This window comes from Gammaproteobacteria bacterium, from assembly GCA_041395725.1.
In the GTDB taxonomy this organism is placed as follows: Bacteria; Pseudomonadota; Gammaproteobacteria; order Pseudomonadales; family Pseudohongiellaceae; genus NORP240.
In genome coordinates this window covers 1,041,417-1,061,962 of the sequence record JAWKZW010000001.1, presented here as the reverse complement: position 1 = coordinate 1,061,962, position 20,546 = coordinate 1,041,417, and the positions used below count along the sequence as shown (strand labels likewise).

General features: G+C 52.7%; 21 protein-coding genes. 8 read left to right on the top strand and 13 right to left on the bottom strand.

The annotated features are described in order from the left end of the window. The first annotated feature begins 26 nt into the window (after positions 1 to 26). Together R3F50_04660 and R3F50_04655 are read left to right on the top strand one after the other, a co-directional pair. Positions 27 to 1,601: an IS66 family transposase gene (locus R3F50_04660; protein ID MEZ5489597.1), complete on the top strand. Its 1,575-nt coding sequence runs from the start codon at positions 27 to 29 to the stop codon at positions 1,599 to 1,601. 11 nt (positions 1,602 to 1,612) lie between these two features. Next, positions 1,613 to 1,879: a transposase gene (locus R3F50_04655; protein ID MEZ5489596.1), complete on the top strand. Its 267-nt coding sequence runs from the start codon at positions 1,613 to 1,615 to the stop codon at positions 1,877 to 1,879. A 33-nt stretch (positions 1,880 to 1,912) separates the two neighbouring features. Here R3F50_04655 and R3F50_04650 read toward each other — a convergent pair whose 3' ends face one another. The 3 genes from R3F50_04650 to R3F50_04640 all read right to left on the bottom strand — a co-directional run bounded on the left by R3F50_04650 (position 1,913) and on the right by R3F50_04640 (position 3,567). Beyond that, positions 1,913 to 2,356 (bottom strand): hypothetical protein, encoded by a 444-nt coding sequence (locus tag R3F50_04650; GenBank protein ID MEZ5489595.1) that lies wholly within the window; start codon positions 2,354 to 2,356, stop codon positions 1,913 to 1,915. A 75-nt stretch (positions 2,357 to 2,431) separates the two neighbouring features. Then, positions 2,432 to 3,253, bottom strand: a complete 822-nt coding sequence (locus R3F50_04645) for a hypothetical protein (GenBank protein MEZ5489594.1) — start codon at positions 3,251 to 3,253, stop codon at positions 2,432 to 2,434. Between the two features lie 95 nt (positions 3,254 to 3,348). Further along, the gene (locus R3F50_04640; protein MEZ5489593.1) at positions 3,349 to 3,567 is read right to left on the bottom strand and encodes a hypothetical protein; all 219 of its coding nucleotides are present in this window, start codon (positions 3,565 to 3,567) and stop codon (positions 3,349 to 3,351) included. A 145-nt stretch (positions 3,568 to 3,712) separates the two neighbouring features. On the opposite strand from R3F50_04640, the gene R3F50_04635 reads away from it, so the two are divergent. After that, positions 3,713 to 4,732 (top strand): IS110 family transposase, encoded by a 1,020-nt coding sequence (locus tag R3F50_04635; protein MEZ5489592.1) that lies wholly within the window; start codon positions 3,713 to 3,715, stop codon positions 4,730 to 4,732. Between the two features lie 409 nt (positions 4,733 to 5,141). Here the strand turns inward: R3F50_04635 and R3F50_04630 are convergent, their stop codons facing one another. The 7 genes from R3F50_04630 to R3F50_04600 all read right to left on the bottom strand — a co-directional run bounded on the left by R3F50_04630 (position 5,142) and on the right by R3F50_04600 (position 9,390). After that, positions 5,142 to 5,618 carry a hypothetical protein gene (locus R3F50_04630; GenBank protein ID MEZ5489591.1) on the bottom strand — a complete coding sequence of 159 codons (477 nt, stop codon included), beginning with the start codon at positions 5,616 to 5,618 and terminating at the stop codon, positions 5,142 to 5,144. A 198-nt stretch (positions 5,619 to 5,816) separates the two neighbouring features. Next, a complete protein-coding gene (locus R3F50_04625; protein ID MEZ5489590.1) occupies positions 5,817 to 7,415 on the bottom strand; it encodes an IS1182 family transposase in 1,599 nt (532 codons plus the stop codon). 84 nt (positions 7,416 to 7,499) lie between these two features. Next, on the bottom strand, positions 7,500 to 7,910 hold the full coding sequence (locus R3F50_04620) for a DUF1493 family protein (GenBank protein MEZ5489589.1): 411 nt from the start codon (positions 7,908 to 7,910) through the stop codon (positions 7,500 to 7,502). 69 nt (positions 7,911 to 7,979) lie between these two features. Then, positions 7,980 to 8,462 (bottom strand): hypothetical protein, encoded by a 483-nt coding sequence (locus R3F50_04615; protein MEZ5489588.1) that lies wholly within the window; start codon positions 8,460 to 8,462, stop codon positions 7,980 to 7,982. 94 nt (positions 8,463 to 8,556) lie between these two features. Further along, on the bottom strand, positions 8,557 to 8,877 hold the full coding sequence (locus tag R3F50_04610) for a hypothetical protein (protein ID MEZ5489587.1): 321 nt from the start codon (positions 8,875 to 8,877) through the stop codon (positions 8,557 to 8,559). Positions 8,878 to 8,959: 82 nt separating this feature from the next. Further along, positions 8,960 to 9,157, bottom strand: coding sequence for a DUF2283 domain-containing protein (locus tag R3F50_04605; GenBank protein ID MEZ5489586.1), 198 nt, complete (start codon positions 9,155 to 9,157; stop codon positions 8,960 to 8,962). Beyond that, positions 9,154 to 9,390 carry a hypothetical protein gene (locus tag R3F50_04600; GenBank protein ID MEZ5489585.1) on the bottom strand — a complete coding sequence of 79 codons (237 nt, stop codon included), beginning with the start codon at positions 9,388 to 9,390 and terminating at the stop codon, positions 9,154 to 9,156. Before R3F50_04600 ends, R3F50_04605 begins: the two co-directional genes overlap by 4 nt. Positions 9,391 to 10,088: 698 nt before the next feature. Here R3F50_04600 and R3F50_04595 point away from each other — a divergent pair. After that, positions 10,089 to 11,045, top strand: a complete 957-nt coding sequence (locus tag R3F50_04595; GenBank protein MEZ5489584.1) for an integron integrase — start codon at positions 10,089 to 10,091, stop codon at positions 11,043 to 11,045. A 276-nt stretch (positions 11,046 to 11,321) separates the two neighbouring features. Here the strand turns inward: R3F50_04595 and R3F50_04590 are convergent, their stop codons facing one another. The 3 genes from R3F50_04590 to R3F50_04580 all read right to left on the bottom strand — a co-directional run bounded on the left by R3F50_04590 (position 11,322) and on the right by R3F50_04580 (position 14,704). Beyond that, positions 11,322 to 13,139, bottom strand: coding sequence for a hypothetical protein (locus tag R3F50_04590; protein MEZ5489583.1), 1,818 nt, complete (start codon positions 13,137 to 13,139; stop codon positions 11,322 to 11,324). A gap of 156 nt (positions 13,140 to 13,295) precedes the next feature. After that, on the bottom strand, positions 13,296 to 13,637 hold the full coding sequence (locus R3F50_04585) for a hypothetical protein (protein MEZ5489582.1): 342 nt from the start codon (positions 13,635 to 13,637) through the stop codon (positions 13,296 to 13,298). A 119-nt stretch (positions 13,638 to 13,756) separates the two neighbouring features. Continuing rightward, positions 13,757 to 14,704 (bottom strand): aldolase/citrate lyase family protein, encoded by a 948-nt coding sequence (locus tag R3F50_04580; protein MEZ5489581.1) that lies wholly within the window; start codon positions 14,702 to 14,704, stop codon positions 13,757 to 13,759. 429 nt (positions 14,705 to 15,133) lie between these two features. Here R3F50_04580 and R3F50_04575 point away from each other — a divergent pair, with 429 nt between their 5' ends. From R3F50_04575 to R3F50_04560, 4 genes are all read left to right on the top strand, one after another. Beyond that, the gene (locus tag R3F50_04575; GenBank protein MEZ5489580.1) at positions 15,134 to 16,591 is read left to right on the top strand and encodes a cytochrome c; all 1,458 of its coding nucleotides are present in this window, start codon (positions 15,134 to 15,136) and stop codon (positions 16,589 to 16,591) included. An 18-nt stretch (positions 16,592 to 16,609) separates the two neighbouring features. Continuing rightward, entirely contained in the window at positions 16,610 to 17,596 is a 987-nt protein-coding gene (locus R3F50_04570) for a hypothetical protein (GenBank protein ID MEZ5489579.1), read from the top strand. Between the two features lie 100 nt (positions 17,597 to 17,696). Beyond that, a complete protein-coding gene (locus R3F50_04565; protein MEZ5489578.1) occupies positions 17,697 to 18,845 on the top strand; it encodes a hypothetical protein in 1,149 nt (382 codons plus the stop codon). Between the two features lie 262 nt (positions 18,846 to 19,107). Then, complete coding sequence (locus R3F50_04560; protein ID MEZ5489577.1) at positions 19,108 to 20,235, top strand: 6-bladed beta-propeller; 1,128 nt, start codon at positions 19,108 to 19,110, stop codon at positions 20,233 to 20,235. The last annotated feature ends 311 nt before the right edge of the window (positions 20,236 to 20,546 follow it).

Here is a 20,546-nt window from a genome sequence, read left to right as displayed (position 1 = left end):
AGCTAGTTTTGGTATAATTCTGGCCCATGCTAAGCGCCGATCCCCGCACAGCTCCAAGCCTGGATTCCGATATTATTTCCGCGAAAGAAGTACTCGCCCTGCGTGAAGAAAATTCAGCGCTGAAACACCGCCTGGCCTGGTTCGAGAGACAGCTGTTTGGCCAAAAGTCGGAGAAACGACCGGTTGAAAACCCCTGTCAGGGGAGCTTGCTGGGCGAACCCGCCAGCGAGACTCCTGCTGAAGGTGAGAAAGTCATTATCACTTACGCCCGGGGAAAAGCCGGCAAGCAGCGTCCGGATGACTGCGTCAATGACAGCGGCCTGCGGTTCAGCGATGAGGTACCGGTTGAGGTGATAGCGATCAACCCGCCACAACTCAGCGGCCCTGAGGCAGATCAATTTGAAATTATTGCCACCAAAAGCACGTTTCGCCTGGCGCAGCGTCCAGCCAGTTACTTCATTTTGCGTTACGACCGACCTGTGATCAAGCGCAAGGGCGGCGATCAACCTTTACCCAGCCCGGCACCGTTCAACGTGCTGGATAAAAGCATTGCCGATGTCAGTTTACTGGCCGGGCTTTTGGTGGATAAGTTCCAGTATCACCTGCCGCTGTACCGCCAGCACCAGCGCATTACTCAGGCAGGAATCACACTGAGTCGGGCTACCCTGACCAATCTTGTCAAGCGCGCCACTGATTTGCTTCTCCCGGTGGTGGATGTGCAATTGGACAATTTACTGCGTAGCCGTGTACTGGCGATGGATGAGACGCCAATCAAGGCGGGCAAGGCCGGTAAGGGCAAGCTCAAACAGGGCTGGTTCTGGCCATTATACGGCGAGCAAGACGAGGTGGTGTTCACCTATTCCGATAGCCGGAGTCGGCGGCATATTGAGGCTGTGTTGCAACAGCGCTTTACCGGTACTCTGATCAGTGACGGTTATGCTGCCTATGCCCGGTATGCTGAGCTGAATCAGGGCATTACGCATGCCCAGTGCTGGGTGCATAGCCGCCGTCAGTTTATCGAGGCTGAAGTGCAGGAGCCCGAATCTGTTCGTCGTGCGCTGGACTTTATTGCGGCGCTGTACCGTATTGAAGCTGAAATCGTCGAGAAAAAATTGACAGGTGATAATAAGCAACAGTACCGCCAGGCGCACAGCAAAGTCGTAGTGGATGGCTTCTTTGTCTGGTGCGAAGAGCAGCTTCAGCGAACTGATCTAACGCCATCAAATCCTTTTCTCAAGGCATTGGGTTACGTGATAACTCGAGAACACAAACTGTGCGTCTTTCTGGAAGACCCTGATGTGCCACTGGACACCAACCATCTGGAGCGGGCACTTCGACCCATTCCGATGGGGCGAAAATCCTGGCTATTTTGTTGGACAGAGCTTGGAGCCGAACACGTGGGTATTATTCAGAGCTTGATCACGACGTGTCGGTTACATGATATTAACCCTTATACTTACTTGACCGATGTACTGTTGCGCATTAGTGAGCATCCGGCCAGTCGGGTGGAAGACCTGACGCCCAGACTTTGGAAAATACGGTTTGCAGAAAACCCGTTGCGCTCGGCATTATTCCATAACAATACCAGTGCAATTAGTTAGGGGGTTGAGGCATGCAGATTGAGGAGATGAGCCTCGAGCAACTACTCGACCTCAACGAGATTATCTGCCGCCGCATTGATGAGCTGCGGGCACACCAGGACTTCAACGTTCTTCGTCAGCTTCGCATTGGTCAAAAAGTCCACTTTGATAGCGCTGAAGGCAAGATATTTGGAACGATCATAAGGATCAACCGGAAAACAGTTATCGTATTGGGCGAAGACCAGCGGCAATGGAAAATCTCCCCCGGGCTTCTCAATATCATCGAGAAAGTCAAGTGAGGATGGTCGTCAAGACCGCCCTAAAATGAACGGTTACTTCTTAGGTACGTAATGTTTTTTCTTAGCAGGTGCTATTTTTGCTTTAGCCTTTTTTTTAGCCGTGTACCTAGGAGCCCTAACTTTTTTCCGCGCTTTCTTTTTCTTTGAAGTGGTCTTGCGGCTTTGTTTGCCCTTCGAAGTTTTCGTGCCAAGCGATGGAACACTTTTTTCTATAGATCTAGAAGCAATTTGTATTGATTCAAGCATTTCCTTTGCTCTGAATAGATCTTCAGATTGAGTAGGACATAGCTTTTCCGCATCAGACAATAACGCCTTAACTTTATTCAAATTGGGTCTGAGTGAAAGCAACTCCTTAATTGCTTCTGAGACTTTATCACCAGCTGCCTTACAATCTTTCCTTAAAGACTTTTGTTTGAAAAGATTTTTTAAGAAGTCTACCAGGATATCTATTATTTTCTTTAGAAATATTAGTTCCATTGTCGATATCTCACAAACACATAACGCCTTGGATAATGGGCTCGGCGTTAGCCGAGTCCTTGATTGATCTTTTTGTTAGCTGTCCTTTCGCTGATTAGCAAGCCGATTTACTGCTGCATTCAGCTCAGCTTCTTCTTTGAGAGCTTGACCCAGTCTCTCTGCAAATTCAAAGAGCACAGTTCTTACACTGCTCGCTAATTCAAGACATTCTTCGTCACTGTGTTCATGCACTCCTTCACTTAAGGCAGAGTGTAATAGTGTTAAAGGATTGTATCCGTTAATGTTTAGTGATTGCGGCAATGCGTGCTTAATTGCTTCAACTCCTTTAGTAAATTGAGTCTCTTTTTTGGCTAATTCCAGCTCTGCTAATACTTGATCCTCTGGACTAATCTTAGAGATCACGCGAATCAGTTCATCAAAGATTCGTATCTTCTGACTTTCAATCACTCGCCGGTAGTAAACAAATGCTCCAATTCCCATGCCTTGATTTTCATTTCGTCTGCCAAGAAGAAACAAATCCCGTTCCCCTCCTATGAGATTAAACGCTCTAGCTGGAGTTGGAGGGCCGAAAGCGGGCTTTTCACCAAATTTGGATACAATCCATTTCTTCTCGTCTACTACATATTTCGCTCTTATTGAGAACGTTTTTAATGATCTCTTGCAGTTACGACAGAGATAGGTGAGATATTCATTATTGTAGTTTTCTATACTTACCCAATTTGATTTTCTAGATTCATAGAATCGAATTCCTTCACACTGTTTAGTACCACAATGCAAATGCAGGTCTGGTCTCAATATATAGTGAGTTCTTTGGCTAACACTTGTAAATTCCTTTATGACAACTTCTTTGCCAGGTGGCGTCGTTTCAAGGAACTCTTTTACTGTCGTTTCTTCCATCACCGATCTCTAAAGTACAGCTAACGCTCTGAATAATAGGAGCGCGTAGCGCGTCCTTTTTGATTTGATTGTTATGTGTCGAATAGATCTTCACTCTATTTGGTTGGCATCTTTCTTCTTTCGCGAGCGTCTAAAGCTGCACCAAGCACGATACCGATACTGACACCCATTCCTGTGCCCAAAGCCAGTCCAGTACCGGGATTGCCAAAAACTGCTTCGCCGAAAATGATGCCAAATCCAGCACCAATTCCGGAACCAAAGGCCAGGCCCAATCCTACATAATGCGATGTTTTTTCGTCTCTTGGCTTACTCATGAATTAGTAATCCCATTAGCACTATCTAGCAGTCGATGCAGAGCTTGTACACATAACGAATGAAATGGACTCCCCCTACCTAGCGGCATCGCAATGTGCCAAAGTGAATGTGTTACCAATACACTTAATAGTAAGGGGAGCCCAAATGAATATTACAACCATCGGTATAGACTTGGCTAAAAATTCTTTCAGTGTCGTCGGCATGAACGAGCAGGGTAAGGTTGTTCTACGCAAGTCGTTATCGCGAAACAAGCTATTGCCTTTCATCGTTCAGTGCCCACCCTGTTTCATTGGCATGGAGGCCTGCTCAGGCGCACATTACTGGGGCCGCGAGTTCATTAAGCTCGGGCACCGAGTAGGCCTTATTGCGGCCAAGTTTGTTGAACCATACCGCAAGGGCAGTAAGAATGACAATAACGATGCCGAGGCCATTTGTGAAGCAGTATTACGGCCCAATATCTGGTTTGTCCCAATCAAGACGCCGGATCAACAGGCGGTGTTGTGTATACATCGAGTACGCCAGGGCTTGGTACGTGACAGAACTAGCATGATCAACCAACTTCGAGGCCTGCTGAGTGAGTTTGGCATTGTGATGCCCAAAGGCCGTTATCCGGCTCAGCAGGCGATAGTGGGCATATTGGAAGATGCTGAGAATAGCTTGCCGATGACTGCGAGGCGGGTTATTGCCAATCTATGGCAGCGTATCAAACAGGCCAGTGATCAGATTCAAGACTATGATCGAGAACTTGCATTGCTGGTGAAAGAACACCCAATTGCCAGGCTAATAATGACAATCCCTGGCATAGGAGAACAGACGGCTAGCGGCGTAGTGGCCAGCGTACCCAACCCAAAGATGTTCAAGAATAGTCGGCAGTTTGCAGCGTGGTTAGGACTGGTTCCCAGGCAATACACGACAGGGGGTAAGATCAAACTGGGCCGTATTACGAAGAAAGGGGACCAATATTTGCGCACTTGTCTGGTACACGGTGCTAGAGCAGTGGTGGCCAATTTGAGAGATAAACAAGACAGGGTCAGCTGCTGGCTGAGGGACCTGATTGCTCGCCGAGGCTACTTGCGGGCAGTGGTCGCGTTGGCGGCCAGAAATGCGAGGTTAATATGGACCTTGATGATGAAGCAGGAAAGCTATCGAACGATGCCTGTGTGAACGACGAGTAAATTTAACGCACTGTATTGAACACAATTTAACTAGTAAGAATTTACAAGTGATACCCACCGAGTCCTGCGAAGGCGGTAGATGACAAACAGGTCAGACCGAGGAAATCAGAGCCTGGTATTACGGGTGATCAGCAAGATCGTCTAACGAATGAGGCCGATTTCACTAGCGAATATTCATCTGGGCCCGAGTTGACAGAACAACTCATCAGAAGGCCGAATGTAGAGCTGCAGTCTATACCTTAAGGTCTAATACCATCAGCGCTTGACACTTGGGGGGGGGCCATGTAGCCCTTAATAATAGGATGGTGCGCAGCACCATTCCTTTTTGATTTGATTGTTATGTGCCTTCGTTTCCACAATGCTCTTCGAAGCATACATATATAACGTTTAGCTTTAGTCTAATCTGTAGTATCCAAGATTTCCTGATAGAATTTTCCAAACTCAGGGTCAAGAGTAGCAAAATCAATGTTCTCTAATACAAACCTTCTTCCAGGAAAATCAAGTGTGTTGGCTATTAACACCCTTAGTCGTTCTCTATCTTCAGGTGTGGATTGTGTTATATATCTTGCTTCCCAGTAGATTCTTCTTGCTCCCCAATATGTGGAGTAGCTTATCCAGTCCGCAGTATCTGTACGGCGAGCTTGTTCAATCTCACTTCGTGGCATCCGCCCAAACTTCGCAGCAATATCTGACATATCATCGTTTTCAGAAAGATGGGTGTTTAGATCAACCATCATGTTTGCTCTAGCCCATGCAACTTCCGTTTCTATCGCTTGTGTGTTCTGACTAATCTCTACTATAAGAAAGATAATCCCTATGAGCACTCCTAAGCTTGACGAGATTGAAAAAATACGGTCGAGTTTCTCTAAGTTCATACTAAACTACCTTTCCACTGCATATTCTCGAAGCCTACGATTCCGTGCACATAACGAGGCTGTAGAAAAACCGACTGACAAGTCAGGCCTTCCCAAGCTGATATTATTGTCTCTCTACCCATGACCATTTATCGATTCGTTTGTATTTGACGTTTCCATCTGAATTTACCCAGATCGATCAGATATTCGCTCATCCTCTCACGGTGATGCCGCCAGCTTCCCGTAATTCATCAACTTCTCAATATTGTGAACCATGCAATACAAGCGCCATTGCCCCTGCGCCTTGCGTTTGCCTCGCAGACTGATCCGATTCAAACCCTTGTTGGTTCCGATATTACCAAACACCGGCTCCACCACCGACATCCGGTGCCCATAAATTTCCTTACCTTGCTCACTATCAACCCTGGCCTTCATCCAGTCGGTATACGGGGTGCTGGACTCCCGCTTGCCGGCTTGCTTTAGGACAAAGGACACCTGCCTGCCATGCCCCTTTCGGTGGTCAGCGGATTCCGGGTTGTGCATACAAGCCTTCTTCCTCGGACAGTGTCGGCATTGTAATAAGCGTCCCTCGAAGTAAGCCACTTTGTCACCCTGGGCATTGGTGCGGGTTCCGTTATAGCTGAGCGTCTCTCCCTGGGGGCAGATGCAGACCAGCGCCTTGGCATCAAAGGTAAACTCACTGCCGGGGATAACGGCCTTCTTCTTGTCTCCGCCCCAGGGCTTGCCGGTTACTGCCGGCTTCTTGCCGTACTTGTTTTTGTGATCCGCAAAGCGGGGATCGCGGCTGCGGAACTGGTTGTCCGGGATATAGGCATTGAGGCCGTTATCCTTCAGGTATTTCATGTTGGCTTCATTGGCAAAGCCAGTATCAGCAGTGATTACCGTGCCGGTCTTGCTGAGGTTCCTGTTGATCTTGAGTTTCTTGAGGCGTCCCCGGACTGCCTCGATAACCGGTTGTAGGGTATGGTGTTCCTGGCCTTCCCCAAAAGCCTGGGCGTCCACAATGACCTGATGCTTGCCGTCGACCGTTGCAACCCCGTTATACCCCTGGATCGTGCCCTTGCTGGTGGTCATCTTGGCACTTTCATTGTCGGTGATATTACTCTTCACTTCCTTGCGCCGGCGACCTTGTCCCATCCTTGGGGCCGCCTGCTTTAGGAAGCGGTCGATGCGGTCGCAGGCCTTATCGAGCGTTTCCAGGGTCTGTTTCGAACGCTCAACCCGGGCCTGGTTGTCCGGATCCTGCTTGTCCAGGCGCCGGTGCTCGGTTAACTGATGGCGGATGCGACGCCGGATCTTGTCACGCTTCTCCTCAAGTTCCTTGAATGTGCCGGACCACTCCTTGGCGGCATTGGAGGGCATCTTGCAGCCGTCGATGGCAAACAGTTCATTGCCCAGCAGCCCCTGTTGGTGGCAGACCAGCAGAATCTGTTCGAACAGGGCTTCGATCTCATCGGTATGGGTACTGACAAAATGCGCGATGGTGGTGAAGTGGGGCACGCTGTCGCAGGACAGAGCCTTGAACAGGATGTTGGTCTCGCAGCACCACTGTATCTCGCGGCTGGAAGTAATGCCCTTGGAGTAGGCGAAGAGGATGATCTTCAGCAGAATCGCCGGGTCGTAGGCCGGGCGGCCATTGTCATCATTGCGGTAGTTGGGATGAAAAACGGACAGGTCCAGCTTGTTATCGATCAGGTGGTGGATGGTGTGCTCGAAAGTACCGGGCTGGAGCTGGTCTTCGTAGTTGATGACAACCATAGAAGACTGGTTGTAATCGTAATGTTTGAAGTTAGGCAACAGAAAAGCCTCTTTGTCTGTGAGGGCTACATTATATATCAGAACGAACGGTATAGGGGTTTTTCTACAGCCTCAACGCCCATGCTAAGGGGCGGGGCGCGCAGTGCCCCGTCCTGTCTTGAGCCGATTGTTATGCATTTTCGGAGCCTCCCATTTGCCACGATTTGCGCACAAAACTAAATGATCTAGCGTAATTTCAGGTAGCTCTACAAGATCCCTTGCGGGGATTTTCACTACATAGCGTTGGTATAAATAAATTAGTAAGCCAAATGGTGCGAAAAACCCAACCCCTTCGGCACCGAAATAATCAATCCAATCGAAATCTTCCAGCGAAACATGGTAATTAGCAGCAAATGACTCCATAAACTCTTTCCCATCAAGACCGCTAATAGCAAAGTCGTGAGCTAGAGCGGTGTCACCGGATATAGGCGTTCCAAGTTTCCCCAGCTCGGTCTCAGCAAAATCAATTACTTCATCTAACGTGACGCTACTCATAGGCTATATGCATAACGCCTTGGATAATGGGCTCAGCACGCAGTGCTGAGTCCTTGATTGATTTGTTGGTTATGTGCCATTAGCTGCTTCGTACTCAGCGACAACACTGTCAACGTAATCACGAAATTCTGGAGCGAAGCCGAAAATAGATTTCGCAAATTCCCACCACTCTCGATTTAGTTGGCTACGCATGTTATTTCGAAGCGATTCTTCCTCTCGAAGCCATGATTGCATTGCTGTAGTACCAACGCCTTGCTGATAGTACAGCGTTTCCCTAACTCTTGTTAATGCCAGTAGAAACTGCCCCCATCGGACTTTGTCTTCAGCGGAGAGATCATAAAACGAACCTGGCCGTGCCCCAAAGAGCCTGATTAGCTCTGGATCAGTAGCAGCAACAAGATTTATTTCATTGAGCGCGTCAGTTGTAGCTTGATACGAAGCTGAGAGTGTAGCTTGTGTATTCTGGCGTAATTCCAGTGCAACGAATATTAGTGAAGCTACTATCGCAAAGCCGCCAAGAATTTCGAGATACTGTTTAAGGTTTAGTTTCATAAAAATTCGTGTGGCCTAATTATGTCTCTGAGTGTAGTGCACATAACGCCCCTAATAATAGGAGCCGCTTGCGGCTTCCTTTTTGATTTTATTGTTAGTGAGCACAACGCGAAGGAGTACTAGCAACTATGCCACGCTCCTGGCTACGCTGATTGTTCCACATTTGCCACTCACAGCTAATTTCAGCAAACTCGGATTTTGTAATTTCATCCATGTGAAGATGAATCTCTCGGTTCACATGTTCTTCAAAGTAATATTCAATTCCTCTGTCGCTAACTATTTCTTCAAGCTTTTCCATGCTAGTAGGATCTGCTGAATAGAGAGCATAACCATCGGGATTTATGAATGCTGCTATTACTCTATCTAGAATAACTACGGCAACTATCCCCGCTGCTACAAAACCCATTTTCTTCAAGTTTGCACCGAATTAGATATCGCTCACTAACGCCCTTAAACAAAGGCGCCGGCTTTGCCGGCGTCCTATTTGGTTTTGATTGTTAGGCAGCTATGCCCGATAACTGGAGGCTACTGACATCGGTGCGAGTGCTAGCATGCTCCATAGTTATACCTACAATATTTCCATGAGCGTCTAGGTCCAGAATTGTATTTTCATCGAGGTCTTTAGTTTCAGACACTTCATCATCTTTGAGTTCGATATAAAGTGTGTCTGTATCATCAAAATAGCAAACTTTCATGGGACGAACCTCCGATCGAAAAATGCATTATGAACTGTCTCGCCATCTTCTAAAAGGATGACCCTCAAATATCGATTATCCATTTCTGGGACTTTAGCCCAAAGCCTTATTCTGCCGTCAGCCTGGGTGTTAGTTTGTTCTGGGTGGTCTATTACACGCTGGATCCACTCGTCTCTAATCTGAGCTCTATCAGGCCTGAGTTTGATGCTCTCAAAATATCTGGTCGTCTTCATCAATGCCTAATCTTGCTGCCTAACGCCCGTAATAATAGGGCGCGCTTTAGCGCGTCCTTGTTGATTTGATTGTTATCTGCCGCTCTCAACGACAAGCATTTCAGTTGATCTAAGTCCAAGACTATGACTTATGGAATTAGATTTGTCTTCATGCCACCATTTTTCTACCCATGCTTGGTTTTGGGTATCAATCTCGTATACTTCAAAAACGCCTCCGAGCATTGACTCTACGAGAGTCCTCTCTTCGTGTTCCATCTTGGATAAAAGCTCACTGTCGATGCTCAGGACCTTTACAAAGGTCCCCACTCGTACTTCTGTTCCTTCGCGATCTCTAATCATTGCACTTAGTACAGATAACATTTGTATATGAGGCCCGCTCGATATTTACCTCGAGCTGAGTTTAAGTGTACCTTCCAATCGATTCATCACAAACAGAGAATAGAAAATTCACTTCTCTGGGTGCCTGAAATATCGCTGGTCCTGCGTATTGCCGGTATCGTGCCCCTCGCTATTCACAGAAGCGAGTTTCCCAGTATCCGGTCTGTTCCCCGGCCCACCTATCTGATTTGTATCGACATTTACAGAATTTACTGATGGGTAGTGAGCCAAATTCTCGTTTTCCCTTATTAATACGCAATCACACCCGGTATTTACTACCTTTTAAGGTGAGTTCAATCAGGTATCAGAGTGCATTCATCATGGCCAGTCAGTTTATTGAGGATTTACGTTCCAATATCCGCATGCGCGGCTACAGTATGTCTACGGAGAAAACTTACCTGTTGTGGATTCGACGGTTTATCCATTTCACCGGCAATCAGCATCCGGCAACTGTACCTATGTCTCAAATTAGCGCCTACCTCACCTACCTGGCGATAGAGCGCCGGGTTAGCGTTAATACGCAGAAGACCGCTCTTAATGCGCTGGCCTTCCTTTTTGAAAAGCACCTCAAGCGTGAAATGGGCGAGCTGGGATTCAGGCTGGCAAGTAAACAAAGGACCCTTCCCACGGTTCTTACCGTAGAGGAAGTCCGGTCGCTTCTCGCAAAGTTGAGTGGCCGGAATAAATTAATACTTCAATTGCTATATGGAAGTGGGCTGAGAGTGGGCGAGTGCTTACGTCTTCGTGTGCAGGATATTGATACGGATCGCTTTGCACTCACTGTCCATGACGGCAAAGGGCGGAAGGACCGTCAGACCTTGTTGAGTCCGAGGCTAAAGAGTGTGTTGGAAGAGCAGATAGCCAGCGCCATCGCCATACAGCGTAAAGACAACAAGCAAGGGGTGGGATGTTCAATGGCTCCTGGGTTGACTCGAAAATATCCAAATGCCTTCAAAAGCGATGCCTGGGCCTACGTCTTCCCTTCCAGCAAGCTTTGTCATCACCCGGTAACAGGCGAGGTTTGTCGACATCACCTACATCCCTCGGTTGTAAGGAAATTCTTAGCTGAAGCGGTGAGGGCGGCGGGATTAACAAAGAAGCGGGTAACTGCTCATACCTTCAGACATTCTTTTGCGACCCACATGCTGTCGAACGGGGCCGATCTGCGGACCGTTCAGGAATTGCTTGGGCATAATGACGTATCCACTACTCAAATTTACACGCATGTGCTTGGCCGGCACTATGCCGGCACGAACAGCCCGCTTGAAGGGATATGACCGCGGAATACAGGGGGCGCTACAGGGCGAATCAGTGCTTGACCAAAGGGCTATTCAAGTGCGCTGCACGCGGGCGCTATTGTCAGCGATGCGTTTGCAGATGAAATGTTGGCCACGAATCGAGCTTGCTACCCGGAAGCAGATTGGTTCAGGTGATCTGGAGTACTGATAAGGAAATCAGTTGTCGCTCCAATTTGCAGTACTCAACTTGTTTTCAAGAGTCGCCCCGGTTTCGAGCTAGCTTTGGTATTGCCGATAAGTCCGGTGAAATCTGCTTTACTGTGCAGTATGCGCCAGACGCTGCAATAGTCGTGTCTCTTCGCTGTCTATCTCCGCCAGTATCTGAGTGCGGAACTCATCTCGGTTAAGGGACTCTTCGACTTTCAGCAGCAGCGCGTCGACGCTGACGCCCACAATGATGCCGACCAGGGCACCAACTGCAGCCCCGGCCACTGTTCCGGCACCTGGCACAACGGAACCGATTGCTCCTCCAGCGGCAGCTCCAGCGGCACCTGACGAAGCCTTGGTGAAGGCCGCTTTGGTCATGGCCTGCACGGCCAGCTTCAACGAGCCCTTGGCTGTGAGTTTGGCAACGACGGTAGAGGCGATCACCGCACTGATTGCACCGGCCCCTGCGCGCACATCGGCGCCGTTGTCGGGCAGTAAGGTGATGTCTGGCACGCCGGACAACGCCAGGCCGTCCAAGGCGCGGTTGTCTATCACACGGATGCTGGCGTCCGATACTTCAACCCTGTTGGCCGCGAGTAATTGATCCACGCTGGCCTGGTATTCGTCACGCAACCGGGTGTTTGTTGCCAGCAACCGGTCTACCGCCTGCTGGTAAGCGGAAAACGGATCACCGGCCGCCAGGTAGGTATTGAGGTCGTCGTGAAGTTTCTGTTCCAGGTTGCTGGTGAGCATGGCGCCCAGGCGCAGGTACTCGGCGGGGAGGCTGTAGTAATGATCGAGGTAAACTTCGACATTGTCCCGCAGACCCGCGAACCCCTCCTGTGCCAATTGCGCAACCTGCAGCCTGGATTGTTCCAAAGCCAGGTCCAGATCCAGACGCGCGCTTTCAATGGCGGCGATAGTGCCAACTTCGAAATAGCGTTCTTCGATCTGCTCAACATTCCTGATGGCCTGCTGTTCTGCTGCCATGACCGTCTCCGGCAGCGCAGGAATCGATTGCAGGGCCTGTTCCACACTCACCAGCAGGCGGGTGAAGACGAAAAAGAACAGCACCACGAAGACGGCTGTGGCACGTGCTGATGCTGACATCGAAAGCGGTGCCGGGACATCCCTGTCTTCCAATGGATTGATTACACGTCGGTATTCACGTGGCGGCACAAGAAAGGCGGACAGAGAGAGGTTCAGATTAAAGAACATGGCCAGGCTGGATACAGCGACGATCAGCGACGCCCAGAGAGAATCCCCACTCAGCTGGCTGAAAGCATAGACCCGCAGCTGGTGGTAATAGTTCGCCCAACGCTGGGCGAGCTGGGCCAGCAGGCTGGCCTGATCACTGAAGGGCGTAGCCGCAACGAAGCCCAGCATTGACGACATTGTTTCCTGTTCAGGCTCTACAGGATTCAATAGTGCCAGCGTAATCAGGTAAGCCAGCGTCAGTACCGGGGGCAGTATCCAGCTGGTCAACTGCAAGGCCCGATGGGTGACGATATAGGGGCGGAACTCCTCGGCAGCGAGCTGTTGCAACTGTCGGAAACTCAATAACACGGCCGGTATGGCCAACAAGGCAAACACCCACTCAACCGTGGTGAACGTGGAAAACCAGAGCAGGGTAATAAAGCCGAAGGCAATGCTGTAAAAAATCCACAGCAGTCCGATCATGACTCGGCCATTCAGAACGCTGTACAGAATGCCCTTCTGCCGGAATGCGCTGAGGCCATGAACGCGATTTATGGTGATTCGATATAACCCATAGGCCAGCACTGGCAGTCCGGCATTGGCGACGCCAACAATCAACAGCCACAACGGGCTGCTATCGACGCCTTTGCTGAGTATGTAGTTCAGCCCCAGCCAGGCGATAGAGGCAGGATAAAACCAGTGGCTGCTAATCTGGGTGTGCAATTGCATGTTCAATTGACCCCATCTATTGATTACCCCGGCTCAAATGATTCGCCCGTATCGATTGCAATTGGTGGGTCAATCTTACCGTAAATTGACGCCAGGGTTACGCCTGTACTTTCTGTTCTGCCAGCAAGCTGAGCAATCAAGTCATGGCGCCGGCTGTCAGGCGACTGGCGTATACTCTACGCCCACCAGTGTCAGCTGGTCCAGGTCGACAACACCAAGCTCCTGCACCAGTTCGGATGCTACCACCGCCAGCTCAACCTGGGAAAAGGCGCCACGTGCCAGATCTCCAGTCAACTGGTTCAGCAGGTCCTGGGGGATGGGGCCAACCACCAGGTTGTCCCAGATCAGGTTTACTACTGTCTCGTTACTGCGGCCAGACTGTAGCACCACGTCCAGTGCGACGTCCGTTACCTGCGCGTAACTGAGTCCCGCGTTGTCGAAGATATCAATGCCGATGCCCAGCAGCGTCATATCCGCGGCACTTTCGGCGCCCAGCACCGTCGCCAGCAGCTTGACCGTGAGACCGGCATTACCGTCTAGATCGAAGGCTAGGGACAGGTCCGGCTGAGGAACCCGCTGGCTCCGGCCCTCGCTGCGTTACTACTTTCGTGCCGCCGTCAATCCCGCCCGGCCGCTTCCCGGCCGAGGCGCAGGGCATCGCTGGCTGAACGGGACAGGCCGCCGTCCAGGCCCACGGTGACGAAGCGGAAGCCCTGCTCGATTCGCTGCTGGACCGAGCCGGCACCGGTGGTGATGGCGCAGGGCACGTCATGGGTCAGGCAGGCACTCAGGACTGTCTGAATAGCCTGCTCCACTTCGGCGGCAGCGGGGCTGGCGTAACCCATGGAAGTGCTGAGATCCGAAGGGCCGATAAAGATGCCGCCTACACCTGGCACGGTGATGATCTCTTCGATATTCGCCACGCCTTCCGGTGACTCGATGAATAGAACCGCCAGCAGCTCCCCCTGCTCATCCAGTGGCCAGACATCGGCCCGGGCATGGTAATCACGAATGCCCCAGTACCAGACGGCATTCGACGGGTTTCTGCCACGCAGTCCGGGAGGTTCGAAATCCGCCGCACCATTGAGCTGCGGATACCGGGTCGCCCGTACGGCCAGCTCCGCTTCGGCGCGGTTGTTGATGGCGGGATACATGATGCCGAAAGCGCCTACGTCCAGCACCTGTTTGGCCTGGGCGACCAGCTCGTCGGCACCGCCCGTGGCAGGAATGCGCACCAGGGGTACCACGTCCGGTTGTAAACTGCCTTTTTCCAGGATCGCCCGTTTGTCGGTCATACCCAGCAGAAACTCACGCAGCCGTTCCACGTCAAACGGGGCGTGTTCCATATCAATGAGGATGAAATCCAGCCCCGACGAGGCGAGGGAGCGCGCATTGTTGAGTGAATAATCGAACGACAGCAGGCCGAATGCCGGCTGGTCGGCCTCGAAAAGCTCAATGAGCCGGTTCAGTCGGGGTTCTGCTGACTGTGCTGCTGCGGGCAAGGGTGCGAGTGCGGACGTGATCAATATCAGCCCGGTCAGCAAGGGGATTGCTCGGTTTTTCATGCTCCACTCCTGTTGTAAGTTTTTATTCTATTGCCAGAGCCTGGGTCAAAGGGCTTCGGCCTGAGGGTGACTGCAGAATCTGCGGTTCTGCCATCCTCAGAGGCGAGCGCTTGCAAACGCTCTGGATTGTAGCAAGTCCCGAACAGACTTGTTACGCGGTCCCGGCAAAGAATGCCGTGGACTGCCCGGCAGCAGAATTGGTCAAACTGCCACAAACGCGGTGTTTTTCGGGGTTAAAATTTTGGACTTTGGCGCTGAAAGCTCTTATCCTCAACAGCCGGAAAATTAAAAAAGCCGGTCGGCCCCTGTCTTTCCTTGCTCTGGGACGGGTCTGGTTAAGACGGGCTTACCCCGAAAACACTGTGTCCTCAATCTACAACAGGCAGATTTCACACGGAATCCTGCCCGGATAATAAAAGGGAGTCTGAGATGCGTGCCAAATACCTTCTCGCCGTTCCAGCCTTGTTTGCCCCCCTGATGGTTCTAGGTCAGGCTCACAATGCCGTGCTGGCCGAACACCAACCACATTACTACGACATTGCGGATTGGGGAATCGATCCCGCCAGCGTCACTTTTTCGGATCATATCGCGCCGATCCTGCAGCGCAGCTGTGAAAGCTGCCACCGCCCCGGTGGTGGTGGCCCGATGGCGCTGCAGACCTACGACCAGGTCCAGCCCTGGGCGCCGGTGATCATGTACAAGACCGCGATCCGCGACCGCATGGGGGCGATGCCGCCTTTCTACGTGGAAAAAGACATCGGTATTGACGGCTTCAAGGATGACTATTCCCTGTCGGACCTGGAACTGGCCATGATTCAGGCCTGGACCCAGAATGGGGCGCCACGGGGCAACCCGGCCAATGCGCCGGAGCCACTGGTCTGGAATGACGGTGTGGGCTGGGCGCTGGGCGAACCGGACCTGGTGTTGCGCAGCCAGGACATGTCGCGACCCGCGGTGGGCCCTGACTGGTGGGGCGATATCGGTCTGGTGCCGACCGGCCTCACCGAAGACCGTTACGTCAAGTCGGTCGAAGTACGGGAAGTGAACAACATCCCGGTTGAAGACGACACCAAGACCGTAGGTGGTCGCTATGTATTCCACCATATGACCTATATGAGTGGTGTGCTGAACGAAGACGGTACCGCGATCGACCCGGAGACCCAGGTCAGCTGGCCGATTCACGAAATCGGTCGCAACGCGGATATCTTCTCGGAGAAGGCCGGTCGCCTGTTGCAGGCCAACTCTGCCCTGCACCTGGAAGCGGCCCACATGCATTCCAATGGTCGTGATACAACCGGCCACCTGGAATTCGGCTTCACCTTTTTTCCCCGCGGCTACGAACCCCAGTACACCCGTCGCGGCCCACGTACCGGTAACGGCATCGACCTGGATATTCTGCCCAACCGGCCAGGCCAGGAAGTACACAACTACGTGGTGCTGAAGGAACATACCAAGGTCATGGCCTTCGAACCGCATCTGCATGCGCCCGGTGTGCGCATGTGCATGGAGGCAATCTGGGGGCACAATATCTTCACGCTTAATTGTGTGGGCTACGACCATAACTGGGTGAAGCAGTACGTGTACGAAGACGATAAGGCGCCGCTGCTGCCCAAGGGCACCATCCTGCACACTATCGCCTACATGGACACGACCCCCAGCAACCCCAACCTGGCGGATCCACGTAACTGGTCCGGAGCCGGGCGCCGTTCTGTCACCAATATGTACATTGACCTGGGCTATTCCGTCAGTCTGACCGAGGAACAGTTTCAGGCCGAGATGGCTGAGCGACGGGCTCTGATGAAAGACCGGAACGATTACGACATCGGTTGCCCCCTGTGCTGGGCACCGGAAACCGTATCTTCCACAGTGGCACAAGGGAACGACTAAGTCAGGAAAACAATAACAATGAAAAGCAGTAGATTAGGCAGTACAAAGCGGTTGCTGGCGACACTCACCCTGGTGTCGTTGGCATGGACGGGGTCCCAGGGCTTTGCCCAGACCCGCATGATGGTATTGAGCGGTGAAATAACCTCCCCGGCCTACGAGGGCTGGTGGCCCAATGAGGAGGAGGGGGGTTATACACTGTTCTTCGGTTACCAGAATTCCAACTGGGAGGAGCACTTCGATATTCCGGTCGGGCCCGACAACTATTTTAATATTGTCGACGCCGGCGAACTGGATGACCTGGAGAAGGAAGCTTACGACTTTGCCAACGCGGATATGGGGCAGCCAACCCACTTTTATCCGCGCCGCAATCCGTTTCTTTTCACCATCGATGTCCCCGAGGACTTCGGCAATCGCGAAGTGGTCTGGACACTGACTACCCACGGCCACACGGCCCGCGCCTTCGGAACCCTGAAGGCTGATTACCGCATCGATCCCCAGGTGATTTCCACCGAGGTGGGAGGCTGGTTCGGATCCCTCGATGACAGGCTGCGGGCGAATATCGCGCCCCAGCTTCGGGTGGAGGGAGAGTCCTACCGCACGGTGCGGGTCGGGCAGCCTCTGGACCTGGCGGCTATTGCCCAGGATCCGGATAACTTTCCACCCCGCGTCAACCGCCCGTTACCCAGAACGCCGGAGCAGGTTTACTCCCCGCCGGCTTCTATCGTAGCCATGTCAGGTCCGGGCCTGCGTTTTTCCTGGACGGTTTACCGCGGTCCGGCGCAACTGGTGGAATTTGATCCAGCCCAGTTCAAGACCTATACCGACACCCGGGTGTGGGCCAATTCGCCCTGGTCTCCGCCGTTTATTATCCCGGAAGTGCCGGCAGACAACCGCTGGATCTCCAAGGCTACTTTCAATCAGCCGGGTGAGTACGTGCTGCGGGGCATCGCCAGTGACGGGTCCATGTTCACCTACCGGAATATTTATGTGACGGTGACCGACTGATCCCGCTATTCGCTATTCGCAGGTCAGAACCAAGGCCAGGGTATTTTCAATACACTGGCCTTGTTTATCTTAATCGATCTCATTTAATTGGAGTTTTAACGTGATCAGGCCAGTACCTAACCTACTCAGGGCTTCAGCCCTGGTGATTGCAGCCCTTTGCGCCGCCCCCTCTCTTTCGCAACCGGGCGGTATTCCCGGCCCGACCGGCCCCAGTCCCTACGAGTTCACTACCGAATCCTGGATGCAGCCGTTTGCCGGCGAGGGATTCACCTGGGGTGGCACCTCGGGGATTGTCGTGCAGTCGCCTGATCGTATTTTTGTGCTCCAGCGTGGTGAAACCGAGCTGCCGGATCCCTTGCCGGCGGAGTACACCAACTTTGCCGGTTCTCTGGGCTGGAACGTGCTGCGCGGCCGCGGACGGGTCTGGCAGAATTGCATTTACATAATCGACAGCGAAGGCAATGTGCTGGAAGTCTGGGATCAGTGGGACCACCTGTTCGCCGGGACCGACGGCCCTGGCCCGCATCGGATCCGCATGAGCCCTTATGATCCGGAAAACCGCCTGTGGTTGATTGACGAAACCGGCCACATTATCTACGTGCTGTCTAACGACGGTAGCCAGCTGCTGATGACGCTGGGCGAGAAAAACCGCCCCGGTAATGATGAAACCCACTACAACCTCCCGCAGGATGTGGTGTTTCTGCCGGACGGCAAGTTCCTGATCGCGGACGGCCTGGGTAACAAGCGGGTGGTTATCCGGGATGCAGATGGCAGCTACCTGGGCGAATTTGGCGAGGCCGGTGACCAGCCTCATCAGTTTGGCAGTGTTCATTCAATGGCCCTGGGCCCCGATGATCGCCTCTATGTGCTGGACAGGGATAACCTGGATATCAAGGTCTTCCAGCAGACAGCGGCCCCCGGTTCGGCGGCCTACCCGAATTACGAATACGAAACCACCTGGGGTGGTCTCGGCATGCCGCTGGATATCACGGTCAGTGAAGACTCTGCCTGGGTGACCGATCTCAACCCGGTTAAAATCGTCCAGTTCAATCTGGACGGGTCACGGCGTTACACCTGGAACCTCCCCTCCGAAGGCCCGGATCGCTGGATCGAGATGCATTCTCTGGCCGTGGACGAGGACGGCAATCTCTATGGAACCGATAACCAGCTGGGCCGACCGCAGAAACTGGTGCCGCGCCCGGATGCCGATCCGGCACTGATCGTGCGTCCTCAGTACGTGCCCCGCTAGCAGCCGCAGCGCCGCCGGGGTACAGGTCAGGAACGAATGAAGAGTGCAGCAACGAGCAAAAGGCAAAGACTACAGGCCGGAACTAACCAGAAAGGCTGAACAGAAAGACCGATAAGGAAGACTGAAAAGAAAGACTCAAAAAAGAGCGCTACCCAGCCCATGGGCCGGTAGTGTGCGGATACCGTAAGGCACGGGTACGTCAGTGCTGGCTGGTCATAAAGAAGTGAAAGCACTGCTTTTGGTGCAGAAGAGAGAGAATACTATGATGCGCGTGAAACTGAATACACTCGGGCTTGTGCTCGGGACCGCACTGTTGAGCGGCCAGACCCTGGCCCAGCCTGGCAACGCCCGTGAGCCCATCGGCCCGAGCCCTTACGAAGTGGTGTCGCTGTGGCATCAGCCGTTTGCCGAGGAAGGTTATGCTTTTGGCGGTGCCTCTGGTGTCTGGGCAGAGTCTGAAGACAGAATTTTCCTGGCCCAGCGGGGCGAAACGGTACTGCCGTATCCTATTCCTGACGATTTCCTTGGTTTTGCCGGCGACATGGGCCTCAATGTGCTGACCGATACCAATCGGCGCGTGTGGCGTAACTGCCTGTACACGCTGAATGCCGATGGCGAGGTGCTGGAGCTTTGGGACCACCTGGACTATCTGTGTGAGGGCTCCGACGGCCCCGGACCACACCGGCTGCGCATCAGCCCCTATGACCCCGAGCGTCGTCTCTGGCTGGTCAACGAAACGTTTCACCAGATCTATGTGATTGCCAACGACGGCAGCGAGGTGCTTGCCACCTACGGCGAGAAGGGCGTGCCGGGCAACGATGAAAGCCATTTCGGCCGGCCCCAGGACGTGGCATTTCTGCCTGATGGGCGGATCCTGATTGCCGACGGTCTGGATAACAACCGGATCATGGTGTTCGACAACGACATGAATTACCTGACCGAATTCGGCAGCTTCGGTACCGGCCCGGGCGGCACCAACACCATTCACGCCGTGGCCGTGGGCCCCGATAACCGGATCATTGTTCTCGACCGGGCTGGTGGTGGGGTCAATATCTGGCGTTATACCAGCAATCCCATGGAGTACAACTTTGAGCGCCGCATCGACGGGTTGACTCTGCCGCTGGATGTTATCGTCAACGAGAATGATTTCTGGATTACCGACCTGGGGCCACTGCGCTTCGTCAACTACGACTTCGACGGCAATCTCAAATACACCTGGCTGGTGCCACGGGAATTGCCGGACGGCTACATCGAAGTGCACACCTTCAGCATCGGGCCGGACGGCAATCTGTTCGGCGGGGATAATCAGTACGGCCGCTTGCAGAAGTGGGTCCCGAAACCGGGTGCCGGGCCTGAGTTGTTGATCGAGCAGCCCTGGTCGGCGCGCTAGGAGGCTGGAGGGCTCAGGGTTTCGCAGCGAGGCGGGCTCCTGCCGGCGTAGCGTCTTCCTGAGTCCGCCAGGCCCCCAGGTATGCTGCCAATGCACGGTGAGACCGGATAATCTGATTGTCTCTCGATAGTTGGGCTGCCCGGATCGCGGTAGAATAGCCCGAGCGAAGGCGGGGAAGCGGACCAGCCGGCCCAGGCGCACAGCTTGTGCCATTGGCCAGTTCGGCCTCCCGTTCGAATGGAAGCTCGTCAAAGTGCAGATAAAGTGCAGATAGAGTGAATTCAGTGTGTGTATTGTGAAAAGGAGTGGTT

Coding starts and splice junctions, on each gene's coding strand:
- R3F50_04605 (MEZ5489586.1), bottom strand. CDS start 9,157: ATGAAAGTTTGCTATTTTGATGATACAGACACACTTTATATCGAACTC.
- R3F50_04660 (MEZ5489597.1), top strand. CDS start 27: ATGCTAAGCGCCGATCCCCGCACAGCTCCAAGCCTGGATTCCGATATT.
- R3F50_04640 (MEZ5489593.1), bottom strand. CDS start 3,567: ATGAGTAAGCCAAGAGACGAAAAAACATCGCATTATGTAGGATTGGGC.
- R3F50_04595 (MEZ5489584.1), top strand. CDS start 10,089: ATGGCCAGTCAGTTTATTGAGGATTTACGTTCCAATATCCGCATGCGC.
- R3F50_04650 (MEZ5489595.1), bottom strand. CDS start 2,356: ATGGAACTAATATTTCTAAAGAAAATAATAGATATCCTGGTAGACTTC.
- R3F50_04575 (MEZ5489580.1), top strand. CDS start 15,134: ATGCGTGCCAAATACCTTCTCGCCGTTCCAGCCTTGTTTGCCCCCCTG.
- R3F50_04600 (MEZ5489585.1), bottom strand. CDS start 9,390: ATGAAGACGACCAGATATTTTGAGAGCATCAAACTCAGGCCTGATAGA.
- R3F50_04570 (MEZ5489579.1), top strand. CDS start 16,610: ATGAAAAGCAGTAGATTAGGCAGTACAAAGCGGTTGCTGGCGACACTC.
- R3F50_04620 (MEZ5489589.1), bottom strand. CDS start 7,910: ATGAGTAGCGTCACGTTAGATGAAGTAATTGATTTTGCTGAGACCGAG.
- R3F50_04580 (MEZ5489581.1), bottom strand. CDS start 14,704: ATGAAAAACCGAGCAATCCCCTTGCTGACCGGGCTGATATTGATCACG.
- R3F50_04655 (MEZ5489596.1), top strand. CDS start 1,613: ATGCAGATTGAGGAGATGAGCCTCGAGCAACTACTCGACCTCAACGAG.
- R3F50_04630 (MEZ5489591.1), bottom strand. CDS start 5,618: ATGAACTTAGAGAAACTCGACCGTATTTTTTCAATCTCGTCAAGCTTA.
- R3F50_04645 (MEZ5489594.1), bottom strand. CDS start 3,253: ATGGAAGAAACGACAGTAAAAGAGTTCCTTGAAACGACGCCACCTGGC.
- R3F50_04635 (MEZ5489592.1), top strand. CDS start 3,713: ATGAATATTACAACCATCGGTATAGACTTGGCTAAAAATTCTTTCAGT.
- R3F50_04590 (MEZ5489583.1), bottom strand. CDS start 13,139: ATGCAATTGCACACCCAGATTAGCAGCCACTGGTTTTATCCTGCCTCT.
- R3F50_04560 (MEZ5489577.1), top strand. CDS start 19,108: ATGATGCGCGTGAAACTGAATACACTCGGGCTTGTGCTCGGGACCGCA.
- R3F50_04615 (MEZ5489588.1), bottom strand. CDS start 8,462: ATGAAACTAAACCTTAAACAGTATCTCGAAATTCTTGGCGGCTTTGCG.